A 13,602-nucleotide genomic window follows, 5' to 3' on the forward strand; every position below is an offset into this window, starting at 1 on the left:
CCTCAGCGCAGGATCCGCCGCTGATCCTCAGGTCGCACCCGCTCAGTGGCACCGTGGATGCGACAGCAGAAGATCAGCGAGTCGGCCAGCTCGGCCCAGCTCCTCGTCGCGTGCTTGTCCGCCTCGCACAGTGCGTCGATGCTGCGGATCGACGGGAAGCTGGCCCGCATCTCGCGGATGCTCATGTAGCGCCGCTTGTAGTACAGGTACGGCCGGGCCTGGACGGTCATCCACTGCTGCCAGTTCGACGCGAGATAGCTCGACCCGGTGAAGCCCAGATTCGGGTCGACCGCGGTCGTCAGCAGTTGAACGTCACCACGCTTCTGGAAGTACTTCCGTACCTGAGCCAGCAGGTACGACACCGCATTCGGTGGTGCACCGTCGAACGAGTAGACCCGGGACAGGTCCCAGACCGCGTCCTTCGGTACGCCGAACTGCCGCGTCAACTGGTCGGCCACCCGCTGCCACTCCAACGGCGACGCGCTACACAAGGTCAACGGTGTACCGGTGTTCTTGTCGACCAGAGCGAAGTTGAGTGAACCGCGCCGGGCGTTCCGCAGGTAGTGCAAGCTGTCGAAGACCCGCTCGGCCTCCTCGCCGATCTGGCGGAACTCGAGGTCGGCCAGGTCGTAGTCCCGTCGCGGGAGCAGATCGCGGACCGCGCGCTGGTCCTTGCGCAGGCGGGCCGCATTGCTGACGACGACCGTGACGGCCTTCGGGTAGCTCACCTGGCCGTCGGGATCGGCGTAGGCCGGCAGGTGCAAGCGGGTCCGGACGTCGAGCGCGCGCCGGTCCACGCCCCACAGCCGGGCGAGCCCCAACAAGTGCTCAGCAGTTCTTTGCACGCGTCGGATGCTAGCGGATCTACGCGGCCGGACGACAACTCATCAAACAAACGTCTTTTGGTGTGTTGGCAGCGATTCGGTGCCAACTGGCACGGCCAGTTCTGCCAAGTGGCACGCTGCCCGCCGGGCGTGGTTACCAAATTCATCCGCACGCAAAAGCGCGCTGCCCTTTTGGCGCGATCTCCGCGACCAATTCCTGCATTGTCAGCCGATTGACCCGCGGTGCAATAGAAGCAGGAAACAACTGGCCGGAAAGGGGAAGTCCGATGCAACTCCTCGCGATGCTGATCACGCTGTCCGGCACGATTCTGGTGACAACGCTGTGGAAGCAACTGCTCAAACTGGTGCTGGTAGGTGCCGTCCTCGTCTTCTGTTTCGGTCTCTACAACATCGTCGTTGTGATGACCCGCTGACGACACCGTCCAGCTGTCACGAGCCGCTCGCGAACCAGCGCGCCATCCCGGCGGCCAGGACCTGCGCCCGGTCCCAGACCGGATCGGAGCGGAGCCGGCGCACCGACTGACGGGTCGAGGCGCGGTATTCGATCGAGCGCTCCACGAGGCTGCTGTGCCGGTCACAGACGAACGGGTGATCGGCCAGCGGCTCGAACTGATCGCACGTCACGTCGAGGATCCAGCGCCCGGGCGCGGTGGCGCGGCCGATCTCGATCCAGCAGTGGAACTCGAAACTTTGCCGTCCACAACGATGTCGCCGAAGCAGAACCGGGCGCGCGGCCGCAGGATCAGCGGCAGCTCCTGCAGCAGCCAGGCCGAGGTCACCCCGCACTGGCCGGCCGAGCGCGGCAGGTCCGGCCGGGAGCTGAAATCCGGATGCACGGTGGAATCCGACCACTCCAGCGACAGCGCCGCCCGGTAGGCGTGCAGGCGGCGGCGGAAGCGATTCGAGAAGCACGGCCCGCGTTCCGGGCGGGCCGCTGCCAGGGCGGACTGCTGCACGGTTCGTCCCCCAACTCTGCTCGTTCGCCGCGCCCCCGCGCGGCGGATACAAGTTCATTGGGCATTGTCAGCGGACTGCTGATCGGTTGGCAAGGTTGTTTTCACGAACACCGGTTCGACGGTGTGCAGTGGATTTGCAATGGTGCCGGTGACAGGTATCGGTGGACGGGTGTCGAGGTCGGTGTAGCCGAGTTTCAGGCGGTATCCGTTCAGCGGGAACCGGAAAAACGTAGGACCTGTCAATGCGGTTGCTGCCAACCGGTCGGTGTATTCAGGGTGGGTTTCGGTGTAGCGGTGTACCTCGCCGCGCACGATGCCCCAGAAGTTGTTTTCGGGGATCAGGTTCTGGGTCGAGAGGGGGTTGAGGACGCCGAGGAGGAGGGCGTCGACTACGTACTGGCGGAGGATGGGCCAGGGTTTTCTGGGGAGGACCTTGGTGTGGGAGTCGGGTTCGGGGCCGCGGGCAAGGATCGGGTCGGTGGAGAGGTTGATGTCGTCGACCAGGTCCTTGATCACCAGGCGGGTGGGCAGGCCGTCGGGGCCGCAGATGATTGCCAGGTTTTCACCGTGCGGGTTGACCGTGATGCCGTAGTGGTGGAGTAGGTGGAGCAGCGGTCGCAGGATGGTGGCGAGCAGGGTCGCGAGCCAGGTTTCCGGGTCGGTGCCGCTGCGGGCGATCGCGGCTGCGGTGAAGCCCGGGTGCAGTACTGCGGCCAGCGGCCACGCGGACTCATCGCCCTGCAACCGCGGGTCGAGGGGGTCGCGCCAGATGCAGCCGAGGGTTTCGGTCCACTGGTACGGGATGCCGGCGTGGGCGGAGAGCTGTGGATGCGGAACGGTGACCGAGGCAACCTCGCCGAGGAGTTCGGTGCCGGACAGCATGGAGTCGCGGGACCAGAGGCCGCGCAGCCATTGGGTGATCATCGGAGCGGCCAGCGTGCAGTGCTCGGGGATGCCACGGTAGACCGAGGTGTTCAGGATCTTCAGCGGGAGCTTGACCTGGTACCGCAAGGGTTTCGAGATGTTGACCATCGTGCGGATCGACTGCGTCGGCAGGTACTCGTCGGGGCTCTCCCCCAGCACCACGATCTCCCCGGACGCCAACTCGCGGGCCCACTGGGTGCGGATGACGTGGTCGAGTTGCCACGGGTGGCACGGCAGCCAGACGTAGGCGTCCGGATCGTCCAACCTGCCACGGAACGCTTCGATCGTCGGCGGGTCCAGTTCCCGGGCGATGACGGCGTGCTCCGAGAGGTCCGGCGTACCGCGGAATTCTGCGAGACCACGCCGTACGGCCAGCCAGACCAGGTGCAGCGGCGTACGGGCCTCCGGGGCGTAACGCTCGCTGTCGGCCGCGGAGAAGCCCAGGCGGCCCTTGTTGGCGACGAGCAGCGGGTGACCGGTCAGGTGCCCTTCCAGCCGGCTGTGGTGCAGTTCGAGCAGCTCAGCCGCCGGCACTGCGGTGGAAGCCATGCGTACGTCGGCGGCCAACGTGCTGGTGAGTTCTGCGACGTACCCGGCCACGGTCGACCCGTCGACACCCAGTACGTCGGCCGCGTCGACGAAGAACTGCACCGGGTCCGTGGCGGGCTGGCTCTCGTCGTTGCCGAGGATGCCCGCCGTCGTACGGCGAATGGACACCGGATCGACCCGCCAGCTCCCGAAGGCGCCACGGGTCGCGTCGAACGTGTAGGAGACCGGCCCGAGGTCCAAGCGGTTGTCCGCCGGTTCGAGCAAGCCCTCCGTGCAGAACTGGGAGATGAGCTTCGCCAGCAACTCCGACGAACACTGCGTCCAGACCGTCATCCGGGGATCGCAAACGTCGTGAACGCGGTCGACTTGGGCAGCCGGTACACCTCGCGCCCGGCCACACTGTTCAACATCGTCGCATTGCGAACCGCTCCGAGGCCCAGGTCCGGCGCAGCGACGCCGTGACTGTGCAGATCGGCGTTGGCAACAAAGAGGCGTCCTTCAAGAGCCCCCTGAACACTATGGTTGCGGTTGATGACCCAGCGGCCCGAGGCGTCGTGGTCGATCCGCGGCTGCAGAGACTCCATGAAAGGCAAGGGACGGTTGCGGTAGCCGGTGGCGGCTACTACCCCGCCGGTGGTGTGCTGGAAGGTCTTGCCGCTGTCGGCGTGCAGCATGGTCAGCTCGAGGCCGTCGGCACGGGCGACCGCGGACACGACGCCGACGCCGACCTGGAGCTCGGCCGGAGCTGCGCTCAGATCGCGCGCGTAGAGCACGTCGTGAATGTCCTCGAGCGTCTCCGACGAGATGCCCTTGTAGTGACGCCACTGGTCTTTCACCAGTTGGTCACGCACACGCTCATCCAGTGCGTGGAAGTAGTCGACGTACGACGGCGTCGTCATCTCCAGCACAAGCTTCGAGTAGTCCAACGGCGTGAACGCCGCCGTACGGGTCAGCCACGACACTGCGGTGTCCCGGGAGCGGAGCAGGTCCAGGAAGCACTCGGCGCCAGACTGCCCCGAGCCGACTACGGTCACGTGACCGGTGCGCAGCAGGTCGTCCCGACGGAACAGGTAGTCCGCCGAGTGCGTGAACCGCTCTTCCGGCAGTCCCGCCAGCGCGGCAGGTACGAAGGGCTCAGTGCCGACGCCGACCACGAGGTGCCGCGCTTCGTAGTGCTCCACAGCGTCACCGCGCTCCACAGTCAGCTCGAACGCCTCACCGTTCCAGTCAACCGACCGCACGTGGTGACCGAAGTGCAGTGACTCCAACTGCGCCGCACACCACTGCAGATACGCCTCGTACTCGCGCCGCGTCGGGTGGAACTTCTCCCGTACGTAGAACTGGTACAGGCGGTCGCTCTGGCGCAGATACGACAAGAACGAGAGGTGGTGCGCCGGCTCCACCAGACTGACCAGGTCGGCCAGGAACGACACCTGCAGCATCGCGTCCTCGAACATCAGCCCGCGGTGCCAGGTGAACTCCGGCCTGCTGTCGAACACCGCCAGCCGTACGTCGTCGACACCGTCCGCCAGCGCGGCGAGTCCGAGGTTGAACGGCCCGCAGCCGATCGCGATCACGTCGTACATCTCAAGCCTCCTGCGCGGTCCGGGTGCGGACCATCAGTACTGCTGTCTTCTCGGGCAGCTGGAGCTGTCCGGACTCCACGAACCCGGCCGCCGCGAACGCACGAACCGACGGCGTGTTCTCGATGTCCGGCTCCGCCACGACGCGGGTACACGCCGGCTCCGAACGCAGCACCGTGTCAGCGACCTCACGGAGTAGTTGGCGCCCCAATCCCCGACCGACGCGGGTGCCGTCGCCGATCGCGACGTGAACGCCCCAGTCCTCGTCGTCGTACGAGTAGTACTGCGCCAGCCTGTCGTGTCGCACGCGGTACAACTCGACGTACGCGAACTCCTCCTCGTCCAGGGTCACCACACAAGGCGTGGAGTGCTCCCCCGCGGTCTGCCGTGCGATCTCCTCTTCCCAGCGCTCCACCGACCAGCCTTGCTGCCACCAGCGCCGTACATGCGGCTGTGCCATCCACAGTGCGATCCGAGGAGCGTCCGACAATACTGCGGGCCGCAGTGCGAACGCCGTCACCGCAGCGGGTTCGGGATGTCGAGGTAGACCGACTGTGCATCCAGCGGCGCAACTACCTCGTCGATGCCGCGCAGCCGGGTCAGCATGTTCGCCTTGCACGGCAGGGTTTTCGCATCGAGCCACCTCCGGGCCAGCCGGTCCCCGTCAGGGCCGGCCGCCTTCAGCAGCGGCAGGGCGAGCGCCAGGCGTTCGCGAACGACGGCCAGCAGCTCGGCCTCGTCGGCGATTCCTTCAGACGCGAGGCAGCCCACCACGGCCAGCGCCTGGTTGTGGAGCAGGTAGTACGTCAACCGATCGTCGACAATCGGATCGTCGACGACCGCCAGGGTCGATTCGCGCAGGCCGGTGACACCGAGCAGCCCCGAGAGGTACGACGACGCGAGGTAGTAGCCCTGGTTGTCGCGGTACGCACCGCCTGTGATCCGCCCCGCGTCGTCCAGCCGCACGAGCGTGTTCTGCTGATGCGCCTCCAGCCCGATACCGGTCTCGGCGTACAGGTGCAGCATCGGCACCAACACCTCGTCGATGTACGCCGACACCCACCCGGCCGGATCCTCCGCCGCGAACTCGGCCAGCCGGCTCACCCCACCGAGCCGCGGTGCGACCAGACCGGCCAGGCACGCGTAACTGTTGACCTCCGCCGGCACCTCACGGACCGCGACGTCGAGACCCGTCAACGTCGGTCCACCCTCGTCGAGCGCGACCCAGGCCGGGTCGCGGACGATGCCGAACCGCGGATGCGCCGTCGCCGTCCCGGCGTTGTACGCCGCATCGAGCAGCCGATTGATCTCCAGACCGCGGCGCAGCTCGGTCGGCGTCGACTCGCGTCGCGAGTTCGTGATCCGCAGCCCGAGCGACAGCTTCAGCATCACGGGCACCTCGGGGTGGAACACGGTCCGCAGACTCGACGTCGGGTACCACTGCGTACCTTGCGGCCCGAGAGCCTTGACGCGACCGGAGTCGATCAGGTCCGCCACCCGCGGCCGGTGCAGGACGGCCGTCGCTTGCCACGGATGAGCGGGGATCAGCACCCGGCCGGCGGACGGGGTGATGCCGGCCAGCGCGCCCATCAGCTGCACAGCGTCCAGTCCCCGCAGCGAGGGTGCGCCGGCGACCTGGTCCGACGACACCAGCTCGGCGTCGGCCTCGAACCAATGCAGCGCGAAGCGCCCGCCGAGCTCCGGGGAGTACGCCGCCAGCTCGTCGCCGCTCAGCCCGTCCCGGCTCTTCGGCGCTGGATGGTTCAGATGCCCGAACAGCAACGCCTGCTCGAACTCCAGGAACCGTCCCGGACCACGCTCCACGTCCGCTTGTTCCACGAACCGCGCGACGTTGCGCACCGATTCCGCCGTCCGCGCCGCCAGGTCCTCGGCCTCGGCCGGGTCCGCGCCGACCGCGAGCACGCGCACGAGCTCCTCGGGCGCAGGCGCAACGCCGTCCAGCAGTACGTCGGTGAACTGGTGCAGCCCGGTCCGCGACGCGTGCCGCACCCGAGCCGTCACCGTCGAGGCGCCGACATCGAAGGTCAGCAATCCGGTGGTGACCGGGATCGAGGACTCCCGCGTGTAGCAGCGCAGGATCGCGTTCAGGTGGGCGTCAACCGCAGTACTCACGCTGCTCCTTCGCCGGTAAGCACGTCGAGGCCGGTGGCCACGACCTGGTCGAGCAGATCTTCAATGTCGGTCGCCGTCGCGTTCGGGTTCAGCAAAGTCAGTTTCAAAGCGATCCCGCGGCCGCCTGGCAACCTGGTCCGGCCGATCAACACCCGTCCGGACGTCAGCAACCGCCGCCGTACCTCACCCTGGAGCTCGTCCGACGCTCCTTGCGCCGCGAACCGGAACACCACCGTCGTCAACGTCACCGGGGCCAGCAACTCGAGGTTGCTGTCGGCAACGATCCGGGCCGCGGCGGCCTGCGCGAGCTCGTGGCAGGTGTCCAGCATCGAGCCCAGTCCGGCCCGGCCGTACGCCGTCAGCGTGGTGGCGACCTTGACCGCATCCGGCCGCCGGGTGGTCTGCAGGCTGCGACCGAGCAGCCCGTCCAGCCCGGAGTCGATGTCGTCGGCCGGGTTCAGGTAGTCCACCGACCGGCCGAACGCCGCGAACCGGTTCCGGTCCGCCACCAGCAGCACGCTCGTCGCGGCCGGCTGCCAGCCGATCTTGTGCAGGTCCAGCGTCACCGAGTCGGCCAGCGGTACGTCGGCGAGCAGCGGCGCGAGCCGGTCCGAGAACAGCGCCCCGAACCCGTATGCCGCGTCCACGTGCAGCCAGACGCCGTACTCGCGAGCCAGCTCGGCGATCGGCGCGATCAGGTCGATCGACCCGAAGTCCGTCGTACCGGCAGTGGCAATGACGGCGACCGGCGTACGGCCGGGCTTGGCGAGCTCCTCGGAGAGTACGTCGACCCGCATCCGGAAGTTCTCGTCGGACGGGATCGTGATCGCGGCGTGCTCGCCGAGGCCGAGCGCGGCGCAGGCGCGCTGGACCGAGAAGTGCGCGAGTTCGGAGCAGAACACCACCGGCCGCTCGAACCCCTGCAGCCCGTTCCGCCGGACGTCGAGACCCGCCGCGGCGGCGGCGCTGTCGCGGGCGATCAGCACCGCGAGCAGGTTCGAGATCGACCCGCCGGGTGTCAGTACGCCGTCCGCTCGCGGGCCGAACCCGGCCAGCGAGGCGAGCGCGCGGACGACCCACTGCTCGATCGCGAGCGTCGCCGGACCGGAGTCGTAGGTGTCCAGCGAGGCGTTCGAGGCCGACGCCAGCGCGTCCGCGTCGACCGCGACCTGCAGTACCGGCGGTTGCAGGTGCGCCGCGGCGTGCGGGTGGCTCAGGTCGATCCCGTGCTCGTCGAGCAGGCCCGCGATCAGGTCGAGCGCGGCTGGCTCCCCCACGCCCGTCAACGGCACCCGCGGCTCACCGAGCACCTCGGCGGCCCGCCGCAGTACCGCTCCCGGTGAACCGTGTGGCAACGGTCCGCGCTCCCGGTCCGACACGGTCGACGCCAGCGGCCACCGAGCAGCGAACGGATCGCGAACAGGTGCAGGTAGGGCGGTCAGACGCGCAGGCTGCGGCATCCAGTACTCCCGGAAAGTTGTCGAGTAAGGCAACCCTTACTAAGGCAGCCCTAACTTTTATCCGGTGCACTCACCGTGTCAACCCGGCTACCCGAGGAGTGGTGATCACCACATCAGCCAATGGCGAGAAGCGCCATCCCGAAGGTCCTCCACCCAAGTGTGTTCCGCGTCGCGCTGATCCGTCGGGGAAGCGTTGCCTACCGCAACTGCAGGGGCCCACACAGACTGAAGGAAAGGGGAGCGTCAGGCGATCGCGGCGATGTCTCCATCGTCGAAATAGATGGCCTGATGGAGGCGACCACCGAGCGCGGCCGCATAGCGGAGGAGAACATCCTGCCCCGAGATCTTGCCTTGCTCGATCTGTGAGATCCGGCCCTTGGTCACACCCATCCGCTCGGCGACCTGAGCCTGAGTCAGCCCACGTGCACGCCGGATCTCCGCGAGGCGATGACCTTGAACCTCCGCAAGAAGTTCCTGCTTGCCGGCCGCGACAGCCTCCTCACCACCAGCACGCGCAACCGCGTCCTCGCGAATGTCCCGCCACCTCACGTAGCCGCTCATCGCTCATCCTCCTCTTCGGCCAGCCGTTCCTTCACGTAGATCTCGTAACGGTGCTCCGCGAGCGGAATGGCTTCGTCATACCACGTCTTCCATCTGCCCGCTTTGTCTCCGGCGACGAGCAAGATGCTCGATCGCCACGGATCGAACACGAACAAGATCCGCACAGTGCCTGGCCTCAGCTCCTTGAGATTTGGCAGCCGCGAGCCGGTGATCGTGTCCACGAGCGGTCGCCCGAGCCCGGGCCCTTCCGCAGCCAGCGCGTCGATTGCCTGCACGATCCGCCGGTAAGTGCCGTCGTCCAGGCCTTCGATCCACTCGCGCACCTCATTGACGATGTAGACGTCCCACTCGTTCATCGCCATCGTCGAAGTATAGCAAATGGTAAACCTGTCTGAGCTCAGCGTCCGTAAGGAGTCCGGGTGAGGACGAACGTCGCGACGTTCAGGTGGCTGATCGTGTCGCCCTCGCGGATCACGTGGAGTTTTTCGCCGGCCAGGTAGCCGTCGCGGCCCACGTAGAGGTCGGGGGCGAGCGGGGTGAGGCGAGTGGTGAGGCCGCCGGAGAGTTGGAGGATGCCGCCGGAGACCGCGATGGTCATCGGCGTGTTGCCCCAGTACCAATGACCGAGCAGGTCGGTGCCCTGGGCAAGCTGTGGCTCCGGGACCCACTCCTGCGTGATCGGCGGCTCGTACTTGGCCAGGATCCTGATCAGGTCCGGCGCGAGCGAGGCGACCCGGCCGTACGTCGCGTTGCCGAGCGTGACCGCGCCGATCCGGCGGACCCGGTCCACGAACAGGCCGGCGAGGAAGCCCGGCATCGAACCGGTGTGGCCGATCAGCAGCTGTGGGTCGTCCGCGATCAGCCGCAACCCGAGACCGTACGACGCGTTCAGCCCCTCGCGCGGATCGGACGCGACCGGGGTCGCCATCTCCTCGACCGTGTCCCGGCTGAGGATCTCGTGCACCGGATCGATCCAGAACGACGCGTACCGCGCGAGGTCCTCGATCGTGCTCCACAGCTGCCCGGCCGGTGCCATCGCGCCCGAGTCGTGCGCCGGCTCCGGGTCGAGCTGCCCGCTGAACGGGTGCACCGAGAAGCCCTGTGCGGCCGGTGGCTGCGGGAAGTACGTCGTACGCCGCATCTCCAGCGGGCCGAGGATCCGCTGCTGGACGAGCTCGAGCCAGGACGTACCGCGCAGCCGGGCGACGATCTCGCCGAGCAGGCCGTACCCCAGGTTGGAGTAGTGGTGCCGGCGATCCGCCGGACCGGCCGCGTGCGTGTCGCTCATCGCCGCGGTCAACTCGTCGAACGAGACGCCCGGGTTCCGCTCCCACCAGGGACCGTCGGGCTCGGCGTTCATCCCGCCGCTGTGCGCGAGCAGCTGCCGGATCGTCCGGTCACCGAACGCGATCCCGGGCAGATGCTTGCCGACGGCATCGTTCAGCGACAGCAGTCCGTCGTCGCGGCACTGCAGCACCAGGATCGCCGTCATCGTCTTGGTGATCGACCCGATCCGGTACTGCACGTCCGCACCGGGCAACTCACCGTCCGCCGTGGCGAACCGCCCACGGGCGCCGGTCCACACCAACGCCCCGTCCCGCACCACCCCGGCATTCACCGAAGGCAACCGCGACTCCCCCTGCGCCGCCGCCACCTCGGCGAACAGGGCGGCGGCGGTATCAGGACGAACGGAAGTCACTCAAAAGCCTCCGGGGATGGGCAGGAGCAGATGAGGTTGCGGTCGCCGTACGCGCCGTCGATGCGGCGGACCGGTGGCCAGTACTTCGAGGCGCGGTCGACCGAGCGCGGGAAGGCGGCCTCCTCGCGGGTGTAGGCGTGCTCCCACTTGTCGTTGATCACCGACTCGGCGGTGTGCGGTGCGTTCACCAGCGGGTTGTCGGTGGCCGGCCACTCGCCCGCGGCGACCCGGTCGGTCTCGTGCCGGATCGCGATCATCGCGTCGCAGAACCGGTCCAACTCACCCAGATCCTCGGACTCGGTCGGCTCGACCATCAACGTGCCCGCGACCGGGAACGACATCGTCGGCGCGTGGAACCCGTAGTCGATCAGCCGCTTCGCGACGTCGTCGACGGTGATGCCGGTCTCCTTCGTCATCGGCCGCAGGTCCAGGATGCACTCGTGCGCGACCAGGCCGTTCTCGCCGGTGTACAGCACCGGGAACGCGCCCTCGAGCCGCTTCGCCACATAGTTCGCGGTCAGTACCGCGGCCTTCGTCGCGTCGGTGAGCCCGGACGCGCCCATCATCCGGATGTACGCCCACGAGATCGCCAGCACACCGGCGGACCCGAACGGCGCCGCGCTGATCGGCCCGACCCCCGACTCCGGACCGGCCTGGTCGAGCAGCGGGTGGTTCGGCAGGTACGGCGCGAGGTGCTCCGCGACCGCGACCGGGCCGACGCCCGGACCGCCACCGCCGTGCGGGATGCAGAACGTCTTGTGCAGGTTCAGGTGGCTGACGTCGCCGCCGAACTCGCCCGGCTTCGCCAGCCCGAGCAGAGCGTTCAGGTTCGCGCCGTCGACGTACACCTGGCCGCCGTGGTCGTGGACGACCTGGCAGACCTCGCGGACGCTCTCCTCGTACACACCGTGCGTCGACGGGTACGTGATCATGATCGCCGCGAGCCGGTCGGCGTGCTCGGACGCCTTCGCCCGCAGGTCGTCGAGGTCGATGGTGCCGTCGTCGTTGCCCTTGACAACGACCACCTTCATGCCGGCCATCACCGCGGAGGCGGCGTTGGTGCCGTGCGCGGACGCCGGGATCAGGCAGATGTTGCGGTCCACGTCACCGCGCCCGTGGTGGTACCCACGGATCGCGAGCAGCCCGGCGAGCTCGCCCTGGGAGCCCGCGTTCGGCTGGATCGAGACCTTCGCGTAGCCGGTGACCTCGGCCAGCCAGCGCTCCAGCTGACCGATCAGCTTGACGTACCCGGCGGCGTCCTCGATCGGCGCGAACGGGTGCAGGTCGGCGAACTCCGGCCAGGTGACCGGCTCCATCTCGGTGGTCGCGTTCAGCTTCATCGTGCAGGACCCGAGCGGGATCATGCCGCGGTCCAGCGCGTAGTCCATGTCGGACAGCTTGCGCAGGTACCGCAGCATCGCCGTCTCGGACCGGTGCGTGTTGAAGACCGGGTGCGTGAGGTACTCCGTGGTCCGCGGCACGCTGACGGCAGCGGCGCCGAGGATGTCGTCGTACTGCACGCCGAAGGACTGGCAGACCCGGGTCAGCGTGGCGACGTCGGTCTTCTCGTCGCAGGAGATGCCGACGTGGTCCGCGTCGACGAGCCGCAGCCAGATCCCGTTCTGCCGGGCGGCGTCGACGACGTCGGCGGCGCGGCCGGGGACGCGGGCGAGCACGGTGTCGAAGAAATCGTCGTGCACGACCTCGACGCCGCCGGCGCGCAGAGAGGCTGCGAGCTTTCCGGCGTAGTCGTGCACCCGCTCGGCGATCGCACGCAGGCCGTCCGGCCCGTGGTACACGGCGTACATCGAGGCGACGACCGCGAGCAGGACCTGCGCCGTACAGATGTTCGACGTCGCCTTCTCGCGGCGGATGTGCTGCTCACGCGTCTGCAGCGCGAGCCGGTACGCCGGGGCGCCGTCGGCGTCGACCGATACGCCGACGAGGCGTCCGGGCAACTGCCGCTCGAGCCCGTCGCGCACCGACATGAAGCCCGCGTGCGGGCCACCGTAGAACAGCGGTACGCCGAAGCGCTGCGAGGAACCGATGACGATGTCCGCACCGGCCTCGCCCGGTGCCTCGAGCACGGTCAGCGCGAGCAGGTCGGACGCGACGGCGACCAGCGTGTCGCGCTCGTGGGCCGCCTCGATCAGCGGCTTCAGGTCACGGACGGCGCCGTTGGAGCCCGGGTACTGCACGAGGAAGCCGAAGAAGTCACCCTCGGGCAGACCGTCGGTGGTGTCCGCGACGACGACCTCGATGCCGAGCGCCTGCGCGCGGGTCTGCACAACGGCGATCGTCTGCGCGAAGCAGTCGGCGTCGACGAGGAACCGCTCGGACTTACTCTTGCGGTTCGAGCGGTGGGCCAGCGTCATCGCCTCGGCGGCCGCGGTGGCCTCGTCGAGCAGCGACGCGTTCGCGGTCGGCAGACCGGTCAGGTCGGAGACCACGGTCTGGAAGTTGAGCAGGGCCTCGAGCCGGCCCTGGGAGATCTCCGGCTGGTACGGCGTGTACGCGGTGTACCAGGCCGGGTTCTCGACCAGGCGGCGGACGATGACCGACGGCGTGAAGGTGCCGTAGTACCCCTGGCCGATCATCGAGGTCGCGACGTTGTTGCGGGCGGCGAGCTGGCGCAGCTCGGTCAGCGCGTCCACCTCGGAGGCCGGTTCGGGCAGCCGCATCGCCTCGGCGGAGCGGATCGAGGCCGGGACCGCGGCGTCCACGAGCGCGTCGACGTCGTCGTACCCGAGGAGCTGGACCATCCGGGCGATCTCGTCCGGGCGCGGACCGATGTGCCGGTCGGCGAAGGTCGCCGAAAGCTGGGGGGTGTCGTTCACTAGAGGCTCCGATGCTGACTGTCGCTGCCGGTGGCCTCCCCCTCTGTCACGCACT

At 68.3% G+C, this 13,602-nt stretch carries 13 protein-coding genes; 1 reads left to right on the top strand and 12 read right to left on the bottom strand.

What is annotated here, in order from left to right:
* Positions 1 to 2: 2 nt before the first annotated feature.
* Positions 3 to 845: a Mom family adenine methylcarbamoylation protein gene (locus FB475_RS33105; protein ID WP_141861907.1), complete on the bottom strand. Its 843-nt coding sequence runs from the start codon at positions 843 to 845 to the stop codon at positions 3 to 5.
* Positions 846 to 1,111: 266 nt separating this feature from the next.
* Here FB475_RS33105 and FB475_RS37055 point away from each other — a divergent pair, with 266 nt between their 5' ends.
* Positions 1,112 to 1,258: a hypothetical protein gene (locus FB475_RS37055; RefSeq protein WP_185759546.1), complete on the top strand. Its 147-nt coding sequence runs from the start codon at positions 1,112 to 1,114 to the stop codon at positions 1,256 to 1,258.
* A gap of 16 nt (positions 1,259 to 1,274) precedes the next feature.
* On the opposite strand, the gene FB475_RS33110 is transcribed toward FB475_RS37055, so the two are convergent.
* The 11 genes from FB475_RS33110 to gcvP form a co-directional block, all read right to left on the bottom strand.
* Positions 1,275 to 1,469 (bottom strand): hypothetical protein, encoded by a 195-nt coding sequence (locus tag FB475_RS33110; protein ID WP_141861909.1) that lies wholly within the window; start codon positions 1,467 to 1,469, stop codon positions 1,275 to 1,277.
* Positions 1,466 to 1,801 carry a hypothetical protein gene (locus tag FB475_RS33115; RefSeq protein ID WP_141861911.1) on the bottom strand — a complete coding sequence of 112 codons (336 nt, stop codon included), beginning with the start codon at positions 1,799 to 1,801 and terminating at the stop codon, positions 1,466 to 1,468. Before FB475_RS33115 ends, FB475_RS33110 begins: the two co-directional genes overlap by 4 nt.
* Positions 1,802 to 1,855: 54 nt before the next feature.
* Positions 1,856 to 3,607, bottom strand: coding sequence for an IucA/IucC family protein (locus FB475_RS33120; RefSeq protein ID WP_141861913.1), 1,752 nt, complete (start codon positions 3,605 to 3,607; stop codon positions 1,856 to 1,858).
* Positions 3,604 to 4,860 carry a lysine N(6)-hydroxylase/L-ornithine N(5)-oxygenase family protein gene (locus FB475_RS33125; protein ID WP_141861915.1) on the bottom strand — a complete coding sequence of 419 codons (1,257 nt, stop codon included), beginning with the start codon at positions 4,858 to 4,860 and terminating at the stop codon, positions 3,604 to 3,606. Before FB475_RS33125 ends, FB475_RS33120 begins: the two co-directional genes overlap by 4 nt.
* A 1-nt stretch (position 4,861) precedes the next feature.
* Positions 4,862 to 5,377 carry a GNAT family N-acetyltransferase gene (locus tag FB475_RS33130; protein WP_272952121.1) on the bottom strand — a complete coding sequence of 172 codons (516 nt, stop codon included), beginning with the start codon at positions 5,375 to 5,377 and terminating at the stop codon, positions 4,862 to 4,864.
* Positions 5,374 to 6,990 (bottom strand): IucA/IucC family protein, encoded by a 1,617-nt coding sequence (locus FB475_RS33135; RefSeq protein ID WP_141861919.1) that lies wholly within the window; start codon positions 6,988 to 6,990, stop codon positions 5,374 to 5,376. Before FB475_RS33135 ends, FB475_RS33130 begins: the two co-directional genes overlap by 4 nt.
* On the bottom strand, positions 6,987 to 8,450 hold the full coding sequence (locus FB475_RS33140; RefSeq protein WP_141861921.1) for a pyridoxal phosphate-dependent decarboxylase family protein: 1,464 nt from the start codon (positions 8,448 to 8,450) through the stop codon (positions 6,987 to 6,989). Before FB475_RS33140 ends, FB475_RS33135 begins: the two co-directional genes overlap by 4 nt.
* Before the next feature lie 243 nt (positions 8,451 to 8,693).
* Positions 8,694 to 9,011 (bottom strand): helix-turn-helix domain-containing protein, encoded by a 318-nt coding sequence (locus tag FB475_RS33145; RefSeq protein ID WP_141861923.1) that lies wholly within the window; start codon positions 9,009 to 9,011, stop codon positions 8,694 to 8,696.
* Positions 9,008 to 9,373, bottom strand: coding sequence for a type II toxin-antitoxin system RelE/ParE family toxin (locus FB475_RS33150; protein WP_141861924.1), 366 nt, complete (start codon positions 9,371 to 9,373; stop codon positions 9,008 to 9,010). Before FB475_RS33150 ends, FB475_RS33145 begins: the two co-directional genes overlap by 4 nt.
* 35 nt (positions 9,374 to 9,408) lie before the next feature.
* Positions 9,409 to 10,710 carry a serine hydrolase domain-containing protein gene (locus FB475_RS33155; protein WP_141861926.1) on the bottom strand — a complete coding sequence of 434 codons (1,302 nt, stop codon included), beginning with the start codon at positions 10,708 to 10,710 and terminating at the stop codon, positions 9,409 to 9,411.
* Positions 10,707 to 13,547 (bottom strand): aminomethyl-transferring glycine dehydrogenase, encoded by a 2,841-nt coding sequence (gene gcvP / locus FB475_RS33160; protein WP_141861928.1) that lies wholly within the window; start codon positions 13,545 to 13,547, stop codon positions 10,707 to 10,709. The genes FB475_RS33155 and gcvP overlap by 4 nt, the downstream gene beginning before the upstream one ends.
* Between the last annotated feature and the right edge of the window lie 55 nt (positions 13,548 to 13,602).

The sequence above is a fragment of the Kribbella jejuensis genome (genome assembly GCF_006715085.1).
Lineage (GTDB): Bacteria > Actinomycetota > Actinomycetes > Propionibacteriales > Kribbellaceae > Kribbella > Kribbella jejuensis.